Source organism: Burkholderia sp. SIMBA_062, assembly GCF_046534765.1.
Classification (GTDB): Bacteria; Pseudomonadota; Gammaproteobacteria; order Burkholderiales; family Burkholderiaceae; genus Burkholderia; species Burkholderia ambifaria.
The window spans coordinates 47,160-63,131 of the sequence record NZ_JAWRYD010000019.1 but is presented as its reverse complement, the minus strand read 5'-3'; the positions used below and the strand labels follow the sequence as shown (position 1 = coordinate 63,131).

General features: G+C 68.2%; 15 protein-coding genes. 7 read left to right on the top strand and 8 right to left on the bottom strand.

Annotated features, from left to right (window positions below; translation table 11 throughout):
- Positions 1-32 precede the first annotated feature (32 nt).
- Complete coding sequence (locus tag SB786_RS21370; RefSeq protein ID WP_410729224.1) at positions 33-677, top strand: DUF4142 domain-containing protein; 645 nt, start codon at positions 33-35, stop codon at positions 675-677.
- Between the two features lie 28 nt (positions 678-705).
- Here SB786_RS21370 and SB786_RS21365 read toward each other — a convergent pair whose 3' ends face one another.
- From SB786_RS21365 to SB786_RS21355, 3 genes are all read right to left on the bottom strand, one after another.
- Positions 706-1,206, bottom strand: a complete 501-nt coding sequence (locus tag SB786_RS21365) for a PRC-barrel domain-containing protein (RefSeq protein ID WP_410729223.1) — start codon at positions 1,204-1,206, stop codon at positions 706-708.
- Between the two features lie 66 nt (positions 1,207-1,272).
- Positions 1,273-1,704, bottom strand: a complete 432-nt coding sequence (locus SB786_RS21360) for a CBS domain-containing protein (RefSeq protein WP_410729222.1) — start codon at positions 1,702-1,704, stop codon at positions 1,273-1,275.
- A 340-nt stretch (positions 1,705-2,044) separates the two neighbouring features.
- Complete coding sequence (locus SB786_RS21355) at positions 2,045-2,293, bottom strand: hypothetical protein (RefSeq protein WP_410729221.1); 249 nt, start codon at positions 2,291-2,293, stop codon at positions 2,045-2,047.
- Positions 2,294-2,874: 581 nt separating this feature from the next.
- Here SB786_RS21355 and SB786_RS21350 point away from each other — a divergent pair.
- From SB786_RS21350 to SB786_RS21335, 4 genes are all read left to right on the top strand, one after another.
- Entirely contained in the window at positions 2,875-3,186 is a 312-nt protein-coding gene (locus SB786_RS21350; protein ID WP_006750981.1) for a hypothetical protein, read from the top strand.
- 206 nt (positions 3,187-3,392) lie between these two features.
- Positions 3,393-4,271 (top strand): MipA/OmpV family protein, encoded by an 879-nt coding sequence (locus SB786_RS21345; RefSeq protein ID WP_410729220.1) that lies wholly within the window; start codon positions 3,393-3,395, stop codon positions 4,269-4,271.
- 110 nt (positions 4,272-4,381) lie between these two features.
- Positions 4,382-6,076, top strand: a complete 1,695-nt coding sequence (locus SB786_RS21340) for a VRR-NUC domain-containing protein (RefSeq protein WP_410729219.1) — start codon at positions 4,382-4,384, stop codon at positions 6,074-6,076.
- Positions 6,073-8,373, top strand: coding sequence for an ATP-dependent DNA helicase (locus SB786_RS21335; RefSeq protein WP_410729218.1), 2,301 nt, complete (start codon positions 6,073-6,075; stop codon positions 8,371-8,373). The genes SB786_RS21340 and SB786_RS21335 overlap by 4 nt, the downstream gene beginning before the upstream one ends.
- A gap of 39 nt (positions 8,374-8,412) precedes the next feature.
- Here the strand turns inward: SB786_RS21335 and SB786_RS21330 are convergent, their stop codons facing one another.
- On the bottom strand, positions 8,413-9,183 hold the full coding sequence (locus SB786_RS21330; protein ID WP_410729217.1) for an IclR family transcriptional regulator C-terminal domain-containing protein: 771 nt from the start codon (positions 9,181-9,183) through the stop codon (positions 8,413-8,415).
- A 152-nt stretch (positions 9,184-9,335) separates the two neighbouring features.
- On the opposite strand from SB786_RS21330, the gene SB786_RS21325 reads away from it, so the two are divergent.
- Positions 9,336-9,569 (top strand): AbrB/MazE/SpoVT family DNA-binding domain-containing protein, encoded by a 234-nt coding sequence (locus SB786_RS21325; protein WP_410729216.1) that lies wholly within the window; start codon positions 9,336-9,338, stop codon positions 9,567-9,569.
- A gap of 45 nt (positions 9,570-9,614) precedes the next feature.
- On the opposite strand, the gene SB786_RS21320 is transcribed toward SB786_RS21325, so the two are convergent.
- The 3 genes from SB786_RS21320 to shiA form a co-directional block, all read right to left on the bottom strand.
- Positions 9,615-9,986 carry a DUF4440 domain-containing protein gene (locus tag SB786_RS21320; protein ID WP_410729215.1) on the bottom strand — a complete coding sequence of 124 codons (372 nt, stop codon included), beginning with the start codon at positions 9,984-9,986 and terminating at the stop codon, positions 9,615-9,617.
- Positions 9,987-10,340: 354 nt separating this feature from the next.
- Positions 10,341-11,642: a UDP-N-acetylglucosamine 1-carboxyvinyltransferase gene (locus SB786_RS21315; RefSeq protein WP_410729214.1), complete on the bottom strand. Its 1,302-nt coding sequence runs from the start codon at positions 11,640-11,642 to the stop codon at positions 10,341-10,343.
- A gap of 211 nt (positions 11,643-11,853) precedes the next feature.
- Positions 11,854-13,161 (bottom strand): shikimate transporter, encoded by a 1,308-nt coding sequence (gene shiA / locus SB786_RS21310; protein WP_410729213.1) that lies wholly within the window; start codon positions 13,159-13,161, stop codon positions 11,854-11,856.
- Positions 13,162-13,515: 354 nt separating this feature from the next.
- Between shiA and SB786_RS21305 the strand changes: the two genes are divergently transcribed.
- Positions 13,516-14,640: a 4-hydroxyphenylpyruvate dioxygenase family protein gene (locus SB786_RS21305; RefSeq protein WP_410729212.1), complete on the top strand. Its 1,125-nt coding sequence runs from the start codon at positions 13,516-13,518 to the stop codon at positions 14,638-14,640.
- On the opposite strand, the gene SB786_RS21300 is transcribed toward SB786_RS21305, so the two are convergent.
- On the bottom strand, positions 14,637-15,971 hold the full coding sequence (locus SB786_RS21300) for a type II toxin-antitoxin system HipA family toxin (RefSeq protein ID WP_410729211.1): 1,335 nt from the start codon (positions 15,969-15,971) through the stop codon (positions 14,637-14,639). The genes SB786_RS21305 and SB786_RS21300 overlap by 4 nt on opposite strands.
- Position 15,972 lies beyond the last annotated feature (1 nt).

The following is a 15,972-nucleotide window of genomic DNA, read 5'->3' as shown; positions in this document are numbered from 1 at the left end:
AGGCCGATCCGCCGACGGATCCGGAGGTCCGGATGAAAGTGAACGACAGTAACGCGCACCGATTCGCTGTGCTTGCCGGCACCGCGTGCATGCTGGTATCGGCGATGCTCGCGGTGCTCGGCCCGCCGGCATTGACGCCGGTGCATGCGCAGGCGCCGCCGGCGTCGTCCATTCATGTCGCGCCGGGCGTCGTTCGTCCCGGCGAGACGGCCGACGAGGCGGACATGACGCGGCGGCCGAGCGGCATCGACGCCGAATTCGTCGACAAGGCCGGCATCATCGGCAAGACGGAATCGCAGGCGAGCGAACTCGCGCTCGATCGGTCGTCGAATCCACACGTGAAGGCCTTCGCGCGGCGGATGATCGACGATCACGATCGCATGACCACGCAGTTGCGCCGCCTCGGCGCGCAAAAGGGCGTGCCCGTGCAGGCGCGCATGGTCGTCGATCCGGAGGTGACGGCGCTGCGAACCAAGAACGGCCACGCATTCGACAAGAGTTATATCGCGCTGGTCGGGCCGAACGCGCACGAGGCGGCGATCAGGCTCTACGAAGCTGAAGCGCGTAGCGGGCGCGACCGCCAGCTTCGCGCGTTCGCGGCAAGCTCGCTGCCGACGCTGAAGGCGCACTTGAACGCCGCGCGCGCGCTCGAGAATTCGATCGCGGCCGCGCACTGATCCGCGCGGCCATCCCGCCGCGCGTCGGTCAGTGCCGCCGCGTGTCGCTTTCCGGGCCGCCCGGCGACGCCTCGTAAGGCGGCGCGTCGAGCGCCGTTTCGCCTTCCTCGATCAGCCAGTAGGGCGACGCACCGTAGTACGTGTGCAGCGCCTCGGCCCATACCGGATCGGCCATCGTCGGCCAGTGGTCCTTTTGGAAGCCCGGGGCTTCGCGCACGCGCTCGGTCGACACGGGCAGCACGAAGCAATGGCGTTCGGCATCGAGCGTCAGCACGTTCCACGGCACCGCGAGCAGCTTGTCGCCGATCCCGAGAAAGCCGCCCGACGACACGACCGCGTAGGCGATCCGGCCGGAGCGGACGTCGAGCATGATGTTCGTGACCTTGCCGATGTCGTCGCCGTCGATCGTCAGGACGTGATCGCCCTGCAGCGTGCCGGCGGCCATCACGTCCGGCCCCGGCCCGCCGGCCGAACGGCCGCTGTCGCCGACGATGCGCGCCTGCGTGGGCGGCGGTCTGTCCGTTGTCATCGCTTTTCTCCTGATCGAAGCGGCGCGGCGCAGAGCTCGCGGCCGCGCAGGGAAGGGCCGGCCGCTTCAGCGGCGGCGCGGCAGGGACACGTCCTCGAGCGTGTTCGCCAACTCGTCGCGGGCCGGGCCGCCCGCGCGCGTCGCGATGTCGCCCAGCGACACGATGCCGACGATCTGGTGCTTGGCATCGAGCACCGGCATCCGGTGCAGTTGCAGGTCGGCCATCCGTTGCTGGACATCGCCGACACCGTCGTCCTCGACACACCACTGCACGGGCGCGGAGGCGACGGCCTTCACGGGCGTGTCGGGCGAATGCCCGTGCGACAGCGCGCGCACCGCGAGGTCACGGTCCGTCACGACGGCGACGAGCTCGTTGTGGTCGCAGACCGGTAGCACGCCGATGTCGAAGCGCTGCATCAATTGGGCCGCATGGCGAATCGTGTCGGTCGGCGCGACGCACACTACGTCGCGCGACATGATTTCGTTGACGCGATACATGAACGCCTCCTTCATGAGGGAGACGAATCGGGAGCACAACGCGTGCCTCGGGCGATCGACATGCGTCCGGCCTGCGCGGCCGGGCCACGGAGAAATTTGCCAGCCGGCTTGTACATCTTCCACGGCGGTGGCCGTGGCCGGCGCGCAACCCACGATCAGTGGCCGACCCCCGTCATCATGACGATGGCGAACACCACCGCACTCTCGATTGCGGCCAGCGCCGCGACGCCGGCGGCGCCGCTGACTTCGTTCCATGCACGTTCGATGCGGTTCATCCCTTCACTCCGGTTGTGCCGGTCCCGCGCTACGCTGCCGCGCAGGGCGGGCCGGGGTGCCGCCGTCAGCCGTGATCGCGGGGCGGTGGTGGGGCGTCGGGCGCGCGACGTTCGCGTTTGCCGGACGGCTTCGCAGGGTCGATACGGGTCGCACCGCCAACGGCGGGCGGATCGCTGGCCGGGAACGTCTCCTCGAGCCCTTCGTCGATGCGCTCCTCCGTCTTGTCATCGGACGGCTTGCGCGACGTGGCGAGCGAGACTATGCCGGCAGCCGGGGACACGGCATCGCGGCGGCCGGGGGCATGAGCGGTCATGATCGAACCTCCTTACACGTGACGAACAGCGCAAGCGCCGTACCCGTGCGGGGTGGGGCGGCATGACGCTCACGGCCCGGGCCCATTGAGCCGGCCGGACTAGTGGACACATGGCCTGCGCGCGCCGCCGGCTGAACCACACACCGTCTACGCGGGGCGGGCGGGCGCGCAGCGGGACGCTTGTCGCACGATGCGCGGTGTGCGATCCGTTCGCGCTCGCGGTGAAGCTCGCCGCCGAAAGGCGCACCGTGTCGCTGATGATTGGAGCTTAGGACGGATGACGCCGCGCGTGTCGGCAACGATGCGCAGGCACGCTGCTTGCGTACGGTCGCCGCGCCAATCGACACGCGCGAGCCGCCGCGCAGGAGTGACATGAACACGCCATCCATGCTGCATCGCCCCGAACCGACACCCGACTTCGATCCCGACCCGACGCTGCCCGAGCACGACGATCCGGTGGATCCGCCCGTGCCCCTCGGCCCGCCGCATGGCGATCCGCCGTCGCAGCCGGCGCCGATGCGGATGCCGGACGGGCGCAGCGTAACGCGGCCGGCCGCGCGATCACTGAAAGGAGGACCATCATGGACATTCACGTGCAATCACCGGACAAGCGCGCGATCGCCCAGGTGCTGGGCCGCTATTTCGAGTCGCGCTCGTTGCGCTATCACATCGAGGAGTTGCCGGGCGGCGTGCTGCATATCGGTTTTCGCGCCAGCGGCCGCCCGGTTGCCGTCACCGTGTCGTTCGACGATTCCGCCTACGACACCTACACGCACTGGGACGCGAGCCAGAAGCAGCTCGCGCTCGGCCGGCTCGCGGATGGCTTCTCGCGCATGATGTCCAAGCGCAGCCCGGCCGCGCTCGCCGGCGACTACCACGTCGAGCGCTTCTGATTCCGCAACCATCTGCCTGCTCGTGCCGGAAACCGGCAAAGTGCCCGTACTCAACGGGCGCTTTGCGGGTTCGCTCGCGTCGCGTAGGATGTTCATTAATTCAGCGCACGCTACGTTCGCGCCGTCAGCTGCCTGCCTTTGCAGCTGACGAAGCGCGACGCGCTTTCCTGCAGGTTCGTTTCGCGCAACCGACGGAGACTGCCTTGATGACCGTTGCTCGCCCGTTGCTGTCACCCGCCACCCGCCGGTTCGTGTCCGGCCTGTCCGCCTTCGCCGCGCTCGCGGCGGCGGGCGCCCGCGACGCGTCGGCCCAGACGCCTTCGCCGCTCGGCGAATGGCAATACTCGGCGGGGGTGCCGCTGCAGAAGCTGTTCAACCCGACCGTTCCCACGTGGCAGGTCAGCGTCGGCGCCGCGATGACGCTGCAGCCGCGCTACGCGGGTTCCGACCGCTACCGCGTGATGGGCGGCCCGAATTTCGACGTGCGCTATCGGGACCTGTTCTTCCTGTCGACGGGCGACGGGCTCGGCGCGAACGTGCTGCGCGGGCCCAACTGGCGCGTGAGCATGTCGGTCGGCTATGACCTCGGGCGCCGCTCGGCCGACGATCTCGACCACCTGAACGGGCTCGACAACATCAACGCGGCGCCGGTGATGAAGCTCGCGGCCGATTATGTGATCTCGAAGGAGTTCCCGCTCGTGCTGCGCGCGGATGTCCGGCGCAGCATCGGCGGCTCGAACGGCTGGGTCGGCGATTTCTCGGCCTACATGCCGATGCCGGGCAGCAACGAGCACTTCTTCTGGTTCGCCGGCCCGACCGTGTCGTTCGCCGATTCGCGCTACATGAACGGCTGGTTCGGCGTGAGTCAGGGCGCGTCCGCGCGTTCGGGCCTGTCGACCTATTCGCCGGGTGCGGGGATGAAGTCGTTCGGCGCCGGCGTGACGATGGTCTGGTTCGTCAACAAGCACTGGTTCGTGACGATGGACGGCGCGATCGAGCAGCTCGTCGGCCGCGCAAGGCGCAGCCCGATCACGCAGCAGTCGACCAACGGCGTGTTCGACATGTCGGTGAATTACCAGTTCTGACCGGATGGGCGCCGGCAGGGCGTGCGGGCGTGCGGGCGTGCGGGCGTGCGGCATTGTTCGTCACATTTGATATGATTGGCACCTGTACAAACGTACAGTGATCGATCCCCGTGACGCCTGCATCGCCGACGCCTCCGGCGTTTTACTACCTGACCAATTTCGAACGCGCGCTGGCCTGGCTCGGCGAGCGTTACGACGACCTGCTCGACGCGCACGAACACGCGTTTCTCCGGCAATTCGCGCAATTGCCGAAAGCGTCGCGCGCGTTGCTCGTGCGGATGCTGATGCGCAGCGGCTCCGACTTCCGGGCGAGCAAGCTCGTGTACGACGAAATCGGCAGCACGCTCGACGCAGCCGCGCCGCTCGTCGCACTCGGCTGGATCGATCCGGCGCCCGCGCTCACGCTCGACGAGCTGTTCGCGCTGTCGACCAAGGCCGATCTGCTGAAGGCGTTCCCGTCGCTCGCCGCGCACGCGGGCGAGCGCAAGCCCGACTGGCTCGAACGGCTGCGGCTCGTGTACGACGTCGCGCAGCCGCTCGACGCGTGGTGCGCGCAGGCCGACGATTGCGTGCTGCGCGTGACGATCGGCGCGTTGTGCGACCGGCTGCGGCTGATGTTCTTCGGCAATCTTCATCAGGACTGGAGCGAATTCGTGCTCGCCGATCTCGGCGTGTTCCAGTACGAAAGCGTGCCGTACGCGCCGTCCTCGCGTGCGTTCCAGCAGCGCGCCGACGTCGATGCGTATCTCGCGCTGCAGACCTGCCGCGAAGCCCTCGACGCATGGCCCGACGACCGTCCGTTCGACGACCTGCTGCAGGCGATCGACGCGATCGGCTGCGCGCAGCCGTGGCTCGCGACCCGCGGCTCGAAGTTGCTGTTCTCGCTCGGGCAAGCGTGCGAGCGGCGCGCCGACTGGGACGCCGCGCTCGACGCGTATGCGCGCAGCGCATGGCCGGGCAGTCGGCATCGGCGCATTCGCGTGCTCGAACGCTGCGGACGCGATGACGATGCACTCGCGCTGGCGCTCGATGCGCGCGGCGGTTTCGAAAGCGACGAGGAACGCCAGCGCGTCGAGCGGATGCTGCCGCGCCTGCAGCGGCGTCTCGGGCAGCGGGTCGAACGCGCGGGCAGCGCGCCTGACGTGCCGCGCGAAACGCTCGTGCTGGCGCGTCCCGAAGCGTTCGTCAGCGTCGAATTCGCGGTGCGCGACCATCTTGCGCAGCCCCACGCGCCCGTTCATTACGTGGAGAACACGCTGATCAATTCGCTGTTCGGGCTGCTGTGCTGGGAGCCCGTGTTCGCGGCCGTGCCCGGCGCGTTCTTTCACCCGTTCCAGCGCGGCCCGGCCGACCTCCACGCGCCCGATTTCGCGGTGCGCCGCACGGACGCGTTCGCCGCCTGTTTCGCGCAGCTCGACTCGGGCGCGTACCGCGACACGATCCGCCGGCACCATGCGACGAAAGCGGGGCTGCAATCGCCGTTCGTGTTCTGGGGCGTGCTGACCGACGCGCTGCTCGACGAGGCGCTGGCCTGCCTGCCGCCCGAGCACCTGCGGCTGTGGTTCACGCGCCTGCTCGCGGACATCCGCAGCAATCGTTCGGGGCTGCCCGACCTCGTGCGTTTCTGGCCGGGCGAGCGGCGCTACGAACTGATCGAGGTGAAGGGCCCCGGCGACCGGCTGCAGGACAACCAGACGCGCTGGCTCGCGTACTGCCTCGCGCACGGCATTCCGGTGCGTGTCGTCGATGTCGAATGGGCGGGCGCCGACGTCGCGCAGGCCGAGGCGGTGGGGCTGTCGGCATGAGCTATGTCGTCGCCGTGCGGGCCATGTGCGAGTTCACCGCGCGACGCGGCGATCTCGACCTGCGCTTCACACCCGCGCCGACCGCGCTCGAAGGCATCGCCGGTCACGGCGCGGTCACGTCGAAGCGCGGCGCGCGCTACGAAACCGAGACCGCGCTGACCGGCACGTGGGGCACGCTGACCGTGCGCGGACGCGCGGACGGTTACGATCCGGTCGCGAACCGGCTCGAGGAGATCAAGACCTACCGCGGCAGCCTCGATGCAATGCCGGCCAATCACCGCGCGCTGCACTGGGCGCAGGCGAAGGTCTACGCGCACCTGATGTGCGATGCACGCGGCCTCGCAGAGATTAACGTCGCGCTCGTGTATTTCGACATCGTGTCCGAGCGCGAGACCGTGCTGACGGAAACCCTGAGCGCCGACGTGCTCGCCGCGTTCTTTGCCGAGCAGTGCGCGTGCTTCGTCGGCTGGGCCGAGCGCGAGACCGAGCATCGCGCGGCCCGCGATGCGGCGCTGCGTGCGCTGGCGTTTCCGCACGGGCAATTCCGCAGCGGTCAGCGCGAGCTGGCGGTGTCCGTCTATCGCGCGGCGCGCGACGAACGCTGTCTGATGGCGCAGGCGCCGACCGGCATCGGCAAGACGCTCGGCACGGTCTTCCCGCTGCTGAAGGCGTGCGGCGAGGGCGAGCTCGATCATGTGTTCTTCCTGACCGCGAAGACGCCCGGCCGCGCGCTCGCGCTCGAAGCGGCGACGACGCTCGGCGCCGGTACGTCGGCGCTGCCGCTGCGCGTGCTGGAGCTCGTCGCCCGCGACAAGACATGCGAGCATCCGGACCGCGCGTGTCATGGCGAATCGTGTCCGCTCGCGCAAGGCTTCTACGACCGGCTGCCGGCCGCGCGCGACGCGGCGATCGGCGCCGGGCTGCTCGATCGCGCCACCGTGCGCGAGGCTGCGCTCGCGCACGACGTCTGTCCGTATTACCTGTCGCAGGAGCTGGCGCGCTGGTCGGACATGGTGATCGGCGACTACAACTACTACTACGACGGCAGCGCGATGCTGCATACGCTCGCGCAGCAGAACCAGTGGCGGGTCGGCGTGCTCGTCGACGAGGCGCACAACCTGCTCGATCGCGCCCGCAGGATGTACAGCGCGTCGCTCGACCCGTTCGCGTTCGCGGCCGCGCGCGAGGCGGCGCCGGCGGCACTGCGCAAGGCGTTCGACCGGCTCGCGCGCGCATGGGGCACGGTCAATCGCGCACAGGCCGAGCGCTATGCGGCCTATCCGGAGATTCCGGGCCCGATCGTGTCGGCCGTGCAGAACCTCGTCGCGGCAATCGGCGAACACCTGACCGATGCGCCGCGCGCGAACGGCGACGCGCTGCTGCGGTTTCATTTCGAGGCGATCCAGTTCGGCGTGCTCGCCGACGCGTTCGACAGCGCATCGATCTTCGACGCGACGCTGCACGGCGAGCCGCTGCCGCGCCAGTCGGGGCTCGACGGCGTCGCGCCGGCCGGGCGCCGGCGCCGCATCCAGTCGACGCTGTGCGTGCGCAACGTGATTCCGGCCGCCTTTCTCGCGCCGCGCTACGAAGCCGCTCGCGCGACGGTGCTGTTTTCCGGCACGCTGAGTCCGTTTCATTTCTATCGCGACACGCTCGGGCTGCCGGCCGACACGGGCTGGCTCGACGTCGACGGGCCGTTTCGCGCCGAGCAACTGACCGTGCGCGTCGCGAGCCATGTGTCGACCCGCTGGCGCGACCGTGACCGTTCGCTCGAACCGATCGCGGACCTGATCGCCGCGCAGTATGCGACGCGGCCCGGCAACTACCTGGGTTTTCTCAGCAGCTTCGACTATCTCGGGCGCGTCGTCGCGTTGATGCAGACGCGCCATCCGGACGTGCCCGTATGGGCCCAGGCGCCCGGCATGGCCGAAAGCGAGCGCGACGCGTTTCTCGCGCGCTTCGACGCGGGCGGGCGCGGTGTCGGCTTCGCGGTGCTGGGCGGTGCGTTCTCGGAAGGGGTGGATCTCGTCGGCGAGCGACTGATCGGTGCGTTCATCGCGACGCTCGGGCTTCCGCAGGTCAACGACGTCAACGAACAGATGCGGCGCGCGATGGATGCGCGTTTCGGCAACGGTTACGACTACATGTATCTGTACCCGGGCTTGCAGAAGGTCGTGCAGGCGGCCGGGCGCGTGATCCGCACCGAGCACGACGAGGGCGTCGTGCACCTGATCGACGATCGTTACCGGCGGCGGGAGGTGCGCGATCTGCTGCCACGGTGGTGGCGGATCGGGTGACTGTCGGGGGCGCCCGGCGTGCGCGCCTGCGCCGAACGCCTACAGCACGTTGAGCATCGCCAGCGCGGCTTCCTGCAGATGCGGCAGCACGCGCCGCACGGCCGCGTCCGTCGATTCCGTGCCGATCGGCATGTTCGTGCTCAGCGCGGCGACGACTTCGCCGTGACGATTCTTCAACGGCACCGCGATGCCGCGCACGCCGACCTGCAGTTGCTGCTCGATGACCGCGAAGCCCGCGTCGCGCGCGTGGTCGACCTGTTCGAGCAGTCGTGCCTTGTTGGTGATCGTGTGCGGCGTGAACGGCGCGAGTTCGGCGTCGGCGAGCCACGCGCTGACGGCTTCGCGATCGGGATGGTGCGCGAGCAGCACGACACCGGGCGACGTCAGCGGCGCCGGCACGCGTGCACCGAGCACGAAGCCGGTCGTCATCACGCGGGACACGCCGTTGCGGGCGATGAACACGAGTTCCCAGCCATCGAGCACGCTCACGTACGCCGATTCGTTCAGCGACGCGCTCAGTTGCTGCAGATAGGGCTGGACCGTACGCGGCAGCCGCGCCGAATCGAAGTACGACCAGCCGACCCGCAGCACGCGCGGCGTGAGGCCGTAAAGCTTGCCGTCGGTGTACACGTAGCCGAGCGATTCGAGCGTCAGCAGGTAGCGCCGCGCGGCCGTGCGCGTGAGCCCGGTGCGGGCGGCGGCCTGGGTGGGGGTCATCCGCGCGTGCTGGCTGTCGAACGCTTCCAGGATCGCCAGGCCTTTTTCGAGGCCGGCGATCCAGTCGCGTCGGTCGAGGTCGGGTTTTTTCATTGGCGGCGGCTGGACGGTGGCTGCGCGGTGTTCGCGCGAATTTGGGCGATTATCGCTCGAAGTGCGGGGCGGCGGCGAATCCGTTGCTGCACCATCGTGGCCGGTTGGGTCGCGCAGAGATAGAGTCGACGACGTTTATCGAGGGAGGTCGTATGCGGATTGCAAAGTGGGGGGATAGCCTGGCCGTGCGCCTTCCGGCCGGTCTGGTTGACGAACTGGGAATCCGTGAAGGCGACGAAATCGAAATCGTCGTTCGCCGCGCCGGCGCTGTGGCCGCGAGCGGAGACGCATGCCCCGAAGAGCTTCTTCTGTCTTTGCGGCGTTTCAGAGGCAAGCTGCCGGGTGATTTCAGGTTCAGGCGGAGCGAGGCAACCGAGCCGGACTGAGTCGGCCGAATCGATCGCCGGAAGGCAGCCGCGGTGCGGTCCAGCTTACTTGTGGGCATGGCAAAGGGCGGCAATGCGCCATCGCGCATCAATCACACACCACCGCTCCACGAAATCGAAGCGGGAATCGATTGCCTGGCCGATCCAGACCGACCCGGTGCCCGTGACTGTCGCCCGTTGCCCCCGTGTAACGATCTGCATGGTTTCGTCCCGATATGCGGCGCAAACTCTCCCCGATGCGCGCTCGGCAGCTACGACGCGCATGCGCGCAAGAAATTGGGCCTTTGTGCGAATCCGAGTTTCGTGCTGGACAAAGAAGTGTGGGCTTGCGACGAAATCGAGTTGTTCGACGTCGGCGTGACGATACGCATCGATCCAGACGTCACGCATCTGCGCCAAGGTGAATTGAGGTCCCATAGGGTGAGCATGTTCCTGCTGGCTCGCGGGTTCGCGGTTTTCGGCGGTATCCGCCGGTCCGGAACCAAGCCTATGGCCGGGCCTCACGTTTCGGCAATTGGACAGGTCTGAATCTGGTTTTTCCGCGAGCGGCAAGACGCCACCGGGCCACAGGAGGAGACCTCCCGACGATGATCATCGGGCTGCCGTTGACTGCCGGGAGGGGAATGAAGCGGCGAGCAGCGTGCTGACGCGAACAGATGACGGCCGATGGCAGAACGCTGCGCGGCGGCACATTGAAGCTACAGATACGGCGTGGAAAGCGAAGGAACCGGATGCGGCGCGACCACTATGCGCGCCGCATCCGTACCAACCTTACTCGCTGCTCGTCCACTCGACGTTCGCGCCGACCGAACGCAGGTTTTCGACGAAGTGCGGGTGCGCGCGGCGGATCGGCAGCGCGTTCATGATTTCCGAGCGGCCTTCGATGCTCGCGGCCACCATCAGCAGCGCGATCGCGACGCGGATGATGTACGGGCTCTCGACGCGCGCCGGCGTCAGTTGCAGCCCGCCGAACGTGATCAGCCGGTGCGGATCCGACAGCAGCACGTGCGCGCCGAACTTCGACAGTTCGCCGGACCAGCCGAGCGCGCCGTCGTAAACCTTGTTCCAGAACATCGCGCTGCCTTCCGCGCGCACGCCGAGCGCGATGAAGATCGGCAGCAGGTCCACCGGCAGGTACGGCCACGGCGCCGCTTCGACCTTGGTCAGGATGTTCTGCGTGAACGGCCGGCGCACGCGCAGCGGGCCGTCGCGTTCCGCGCGGGACCAGCCGTCGCGGTGCGTGACGGTCACGCCGAATTTCGCGAACGTGCGGTCGATCAGCGGGAAATGCTCCGGCGACGAGTTGCGCACGGTGATGTCGCCGCCCGTAATCGCGCCGAGCGCGAGGAACGTCGCGATTTCGTGGAAATCCTCGGCGAAGCGGAATTCGCCGCCGCCGAGCTTGCCGCCGCCCGTCACGCACAGACGCGACGTGCCGATGCCCTCGATCGAAACGCCGATCATCGCGAGGAACTGGCAGAACTCCTGCACGTGCGGCTCGGACGCCGCATTCATCAGCGTGGACGTGCCGCGCGCTGCCGTCGCGCACAGCGCGAAGTTTTCGGTGGTGGTGACCGACGCGTAGTCGAACCAGTGATCGTTGGCCGTCAGCGGGCCGTCGGCACGGACGATCAGCGAATCGGGCGTGCGCTCGATATGCGCGCCGAAGCGCTCGAACACCTCGACGTGCGGATCGATCTCGCGCACGCCGAGCGTGCAGCCTTTCACGTCGTTCTCGAGGCGCGCGACGCCGAAGCGCGCGAGCAACGGCGGAATCAGCATGATCGACGAGCGCATCGCCTCGGGCAGGCGGTGAACGGCCGGGTCGAACGTCGTGTTGCGATGGTGGAGCTCGAGGATGCCCGTGTCGAAGTCGACCGACACGTCGCTGCCGAGCGTGCGGAAGATGTCGAGGATCTTGCGCACGTCGGTGATGTCCGGCACGCCGACGAGGCGCAGCGGCTGATCGGTCAACAGGGTGGCGCACAGAATCGGCAGGACGGCGTTCTTGTTCGCGGACGGCTTGATGTCCCCGCGCAGCGGAGTGCCGCCGTGGACGATGAGATTCGACATGATATGGGGGCGTATCGGTGACTGACGTAGGCCCATATGATGCCATTGGTCGGCGCGCGGCGTGGAATGTTCAGCGCGGAAAAAGGGCTTCTGCGTGCGGGATTGACGGTGTTTGACGTTGGGCGGGCGCGGATTGCACCCGACTGCCGGCAGAGGGAAGGCGCGGCAGAAATGGCCGGCCGCGTAGCGGGCCGGCCATGCGGTCATTGCGTCACTGCGCCGCCCGCATCCGCGCGGCGACCACCAGCGAGATCAGGCAGCCCACCGCGAGATAAGCGGCGACGAAGTGCCACGAACCGCCGGCCATGCTGACCAGCGCCACCGCGATGAACGGCGTGAACCCGCCGCCGACCACACTCGCGAACTGATAACCGACGCCTGCGCCGCTGTAGCGGTATTCCGCGCCGAACAGCTCGGTGAAGAGCGGCTGCTGGACACTCACGACCATGTCGTGCGCGGCATTGGCCAACAGGATCGAGAACACGACGATCCACGCGATCGAACGCGACTCCAGCGCGACGAAGAACGGCACCGCCGACACGAGGCCGATCACCGCGCCGATCAGGTAGATGCGGCGCAGGCCGAAGCGGTCGGCGAGCCACGCGAAGCACGGGATCGTCACGCAGCTCACCGCGCCGACCAGCAGGCCGATGTTCAGGAACAGGTCACGCGACAGGCCGAGGTTCGACGTCGAATAGCTGAGCGCGAATGCCGTGACGATATACATCGTGAACAGCTCGGCGAGCCGCAGCGCGACGATCAGCAGGAACGCCTTCGGATGGCGCGTCAGCGCTTCGAGCACCGGCAGGCGCAGCTTGCGGTTGCCGTGCTCCACCTTCTCGACGAACTCCTGCGACTCGTCCATGCTCTTGCGGACCCACAGCCCGATCAGCACCAGCACGATGCTGAACACGAACGGCAGGCGCCAGCCCCACGTCTTGAACGCGGCCTCGCCGAGCGTATGGCTCAGGATCGACACGATCCCCGTCGCCAGCACGAGCCCGACGCCGTAGCCGACCTGCACGCCACTGCTGTAGAACGCCTTCTTCTGCTTCGGCGCGCTCTCGACGGCCATCAGCGCCGCGCCGCCCCATTCGCCGCCGACCGCGAAGCCCTGGATCGCACGCATCAGCACGAGCAGCACGGGCGCCCACCAGCCGATAGTCGCGAAACCGGGCAGCAGGCCGATCGCGACGGTCGACAGCCCCATCAGCATCACGGTCAGCACGAGCATCCGCTTGCGGCCAAGCCGGTCGCCGAAATGGCCGAACACGATCCCGCCGAGCGGACGGAACAGGAAGCCGACACCGAAGGTCGCGAACGCCGCGAGCGTGCCCATGGTCGGGCTGATCTTCGGGAAGAATTCGGAATTGAATACGAGCGCGGCGACGATCCCATACAGCAGGAAGTCGTACCAGTCGACGACGGCGCCGACAAAGCTGCCGATCGCGGCCTTGCGGGCCTGGCTGCGCGCGCGCACGCCAGCGGCGGGGTCGAGGGTGTCGAAGGTGGGTGTCATGCGAAGTCTCCTGGCACGGCGCATCGTGGAATCGTGGCGGCGCCGCGTCCGATGCTGCATTAAGTCGATGGGGTGAGCGGAGAATAGGGGGCGCGCGCTGTCACGGCAATTAGCCGATCGGTCAAAGTGCGCGATTATCGTACTATTCTGTGCGATTATCGAACGCTTTTCGGGTTTGCACTAAGCGAGGTACCGATATCCCGTTCGGCCAGGGTGTGCCGCCGTGAACGATCTGGTTAAAATCTGGACCATCAAAACCTCGCCCGGATCGGGCGGATGTCCGGCCGTCGCATCGGCCGGCCGTGCCGCGCGCCGGGCGTCGTCCCCATCGACCGCATGCCCCCGGAGACTGCAATGCCCGGCACTTCCCGCCCCCTGTCCAGCGATACGCCGCCCGTCGCCGATCCGGCCGCCAATCCGCTCGGGATGGCCGGGCTCGAATTCGTCGAGTTCGCGGCGCCGGTGCCGGACGCGCTCGCGCAACGCTTCGAGCAGCTCGGGTTCAAGGCGATCGCGCGCCATGTGAGCAAGAACGTCACGCTGTACCGGCAAGGGCAGATGCAATTCCTGATCAACGCCGAGCCCGAATCGTTCGCGGCGCGCTATGCGGAGGAATACGGGATGGGCGTTTGCGCGATCGGGCTGCGCGTGGCGAGCGCGCGGCGCGCGTTCGAGCGCGCGATCGAACTGGGCGCGTGGGCGTTCGAGGGCGAGCGGATCGGGGTCGGCGAACTGAAGATTCCGGCGATCCAGGGCATCGGCGATTCGCACCTCTATTTCGTCGATCGCTGGCGCGGGCGGGACGGCCAGCGCGGCGGCGTGGGCGACATCTCGATCTTCGACATCGATTTCCGGCCGATCGACATCGCGACCGCGCATACCGATTTCGATTGCGCGGGCACGGGCCTGCAACAGGTCGACCACTTCACGCAGACGGTCGGGGCCGGGCGCATGCGCGAATGGCTCGACTTCTACCATGACTTGCTGCACTTCCGCGAAATCCACGAGATCGATGCGCACTGGCATGTATCGGAAGAATCGCGCGTGATGGTGTCGCCATGCGGCGCGGTGCGGATTCCTGTGTACGAGGAAGGCACGCGGCGCACCGAGCTGATGCACGCGTATCTGCCGGACCATCCCGGCGAAGGCGTCCAGCACGTTGCGCTGTCGACCGACGACATCCTGGCGAGCATCGACGCGCTGCGCGCGAACGGCGTCGAATTCATCGAGCCGCCAGCGCGCTATTACGACGAAGTCGATGCGCGGCTGCCGGGGCACGGCGTCGATCTCGACGCGCTGCGCCGCCGTGCGGTGCTGGTCGACGGCGAAATCGGCAGCGATGGCGTGCCGCGGCTGTTCTTCCAGACCTTCGTCAAGCGCCGGCCCGGCGAGATCTTCTTCGAGATCGTGCAGCGGCAAGGGCACCACGGTTTCGGGGAAGGGAACCTCGCGGCGCTGGCCCGCGCCCGCGGCGCCTAGCCGGCCGCGCCGAGCTTGCGCGCCTGGCGGCGCATCCCGTCGAAGATCGCATCGGCCACGTCTGCGGGGAAGTCCGCGGGAATGCGCGACGCGACGTCGGCAATCGCCGGTTCGGTGCGTGCGGCCACGTCGGCCATCGCCGCGCGGACCTCGTCTTCGGTCAGACCGACCCGCGCGCCCTGCGCGATCCAGTGGCGCGGCTGGATGTCGGCGATCACGTAATGGCGATTCTTCCCGCACACGGCCATTGCCAGCCGTGCGCGTCGCGGCGGCAGCTGGTTGCGTCGGGTGCCGATGATCGGATGCGCGGACAGCACGTCGTACAGCGGCGTGCTCCGATACGTGTTGCCCGGCAGGTGCGCGATGCTGAAATTCTTCGCGTGGCCGTCGATGGCCGCGAGTACCCAGAACACGAGGTGCGTGACGAAGAAGTTCTTCCGGTCCTGCTCGGCCTCGGCGGAATTCGCGAGGATGCCCATGATCGTCGCGATGCCCGGGCCGCCGTCGGATTCGTATTTCGCGCCCGACGGCGTGCCGGTCGCCTGGCACATGTCCTCCTGCGGCAGCCGCAGGATCCATGTGCCGTCGCGCGACGGGCGGCGGTCGAAGCGCTCGACGATCAGCGCCTTCTGGTCGTCGAACCGGCCGATCTCGCACGCGGCGACCGGCAGGCCGTATGCGGCGACGATCTTCGAGCACAGCCATTCGTTCTCGACCGACGTGCGCATGTCGGCCTGCATGTTCCCGACGCGCCCCAGCGGCAGCTTGAAGATATGCGTGGTCGGCGTGCTGCCCGACGGCAGCAGCCAGCGGCTGCCGTGGCGCAGCAGCGCGGTCTTTTCCTGCGCGCCGGCGATCGACAGACGCAATTCGCCGTCCGGTTCCGCGTGGCCGGGCAGCGGCGCGGCGGTCGCGTGGCGCAGCACGTCGGCGACGGCTGCGTCGTCGAGCGCGGTGCCGTCGATCGCTTGCAGGTCGACGGGCGTCTCGTCCGGCGGCAGCAGCTGCAGCGCACCGACGCAATCGCGCCCGATCGACGCGAGCAGTTCGAACGGCGCCGTCGAGCCGAGCCGGTAGCGCTGCGCGATGCGGCGGCGGATCGGCTGGCTGTCCGGCAGCAGATTGTCGAAATAATCGGCGACGATTGCGCCCTGGTGCGGCTGGTTGCCGGGCGTGAACGGCAGGGACAGCGACAGCGGACGCCCCTGCGGATCGTCGATCCACGCCGGCAGGTAGACGAGGCGCTCGGCGCCGCGCCGGACTTCCCAGTATCCGACCGGGATGCCGTTCATCCACAGGTCGAGGCGGTCGTGGCGGGGGCGGCGGGCCATC

What these genes read in the sequence shown, in the direction of transcription:
- SB786_RS21370 (WP_410729224.1), top strand. Translation starts at nt 33, where the DNA reads ATGAAAGTGAACGACAGTAACGCGCACCGATTCGCTGTGCTTGCCGGC.
- SB786_RS21365 (WP_410729223.1), bottom strand. Translation starts at nt 1,206, where the DNA reads ATGACAACGGACAGACCGCCGCCCACGCAGGCGCGCATCGTCGGCGAC.
- SB786_RS21360 (WP_410729222.1), bottom strand. Translation starts at nt 1,704, where the DNA reads ATGTATCGCGTCAACGAAATCATGTCGCGCGACGTAGTGTGCGTCGCG.
- SB786_RS21355 (WP_410729221.1), bottom strand. Translation starts at nt 2,293, where the DNA reads ATGACCGCTCATGCCCCCGGCCGCCGCGATGCCGTGTCCCCGGCTGCC.
- SB786_RS21350 (WP_006750981.1), top strand. Translation starts at nt 2,875, where the DNA reads ATGGACATTCACGTGCAATCACCGGACAAGCGCGCGATCGCCCAGGTG.
- SB786_RS21345 (WP_410729220.1), top strand. Translation starts at nt 3,393, where the DNA reads ATGACCGTTGCTCGCCCGTTGCTGTCACCCGCCACCCGCCGGTTCGTG.
- SB786_RS21335 (WP_410729218.1), top strand. Translation starts at nt 6,073, where the DNA reads ATGAGCTATGTCGTCGCCGTGCGGGCCATGTGCGAGTTCACCGCGCGA.
- SB786_RS21330 (WP_410729217.1), bottom strand. Translation starts at nt 9,183, where the DNA reads ATGAAAAAACCCGACCTCGACCGACGCGACTGGATCGCCGGCCTCGAA.
- SB786_RS21325 (WP_410729216.1), top strand. Translation starts at nt 9,336, where the DNA reads ATGCGGATTGCAAAGTGGGGGGATAGCCTGGCCGTGCGCCTTCCGGCC.
- SB786_RS21320 (WP_410729215.1), bottom strand. Translation starts at nt 9,986, where the DNA reads ATGGGACCTCAATTCACCTTGGCGCAGATGCGTGACGTCTGGATCGAT.
- SB786_RS21315 (WP_410729214.1), bottom strand. Translation starts at nt 11,642, where the DNA reads ATGTCGAATCTCATCGTCCACGGCGGCACTCCGCTGCGCGGGGACATC.
- shiA (WP_410729213.1), bottom strand. Translation starts at nt 13,161, where the DNA reads ATGACACCCACCTTCGACACCCTCGACCCCGCCGCTGGCGTGCGCGCG.
- SB786_RS21305 (WP_410729212.1), top strand. Translation starts at nt 13,516, where the DNA reads ATGCCCGGCACTTCCCGCCCCCTGTCCAGCGATACGCCGCCCGTCGCC.
- SB786_RS21300 (WP_410729211.1), bottom strand. Translation starts at nt 15,971, where the DNA reads ATGGCCCGCCGCCCCCGCCACGACCGCCTCGACCTGTGGATGAACGGC.